The sequence below is a fragment of the Bacillus sp. AFS001701 genome (assembly GCF_002559405.1).
In the GTDB taxonomy this organism is placed as follows: domain Bacteria; phylum Bacillota; class Bacilli; order Bacillales; family Bacillaceae_G; genus Gottfriedia.
Window position 1 is genome coordinate 1 of record NZ_NTZO01000797.1, and the last position, 763, is coordinate 763.

Sequence of the window (763 nt, forward strand, 5' to 3'; positions counted from 1 at the left end):
TATTTAAATTAAGAAAAGTAATTTATTTGGAAGTTGCTTATGGGAAATGACAATCTTTTCATTTGATAATTATGAAGTAAAGAATTAAGAATAATTACTTATTCAACTAACGTAATAAAATTGTTGGATAGTATAAGTTAGATTGAGATTCAACTATTTAATCATGAAGAAGATTTTAGTTTTAAAATTATAATTTCAAGCAAATATACATGCCAGAGGAGTTCATCAGATGAAAAATACAGAAGATTCATATTTAGAGATGTCTGATAAAATCATTGAAAAAGAAAGCAAAAATGGAATTGAGGGATTAAGTCAAAATGAAAGAAATTTTTATTTAGTCGATAGTCTTTTAATGGAATTGAATAACGGTGGATTTGATCAATATTTCTTAAACTGGACTGGTGAACATTGGCAAGAAACTGTTTCAATCTTAGATAATTTAGGAATAAGTTTCTTATCTAATTTAGTTAAAAAAGCTAATGAAATCTATCGAAGTGATAAATCAGAAGATGATATTCTTGATGAACTTAATGAATTAGATAATGAATTTTATAATAATTTGAACTATGAAGATACATATGAAAAAGTAATGACTTTGTTCAACTAATTTAATCCGAATAATGAAAGTATCAGTAATACAATAAGAGGTTGTTCCGCCAGTAATTCTACTTGTGTACATAATTATTAGTTAATTGTAAACTTGAAAAATATTACTCTTCTTTAAAAGTATAGTTAATATTAACGGAATTATTAGGAAACTATT

General features: G+C 24.4%; 1 protein-coding gene. It reads left to right on the plus strand.

Annotation, left to right across the window (positions count from 1 at the left end; all coding sequences use genetic code 11):
- The first annotated feature begins 229 nt into the window (after nt 1–229).
- Nucleotides 230–607: a DMP19 family protein gene (locus tag CN514_RS25205; RefSeq protein WP_098234866.1), complete on the plus strand. Its 378-nt coding sequence runs from the start codon at nt 230–232 to the stop codon at nt 605–607.
- Nucleotides 608–763: the final 156 nt, after the last annotated feature.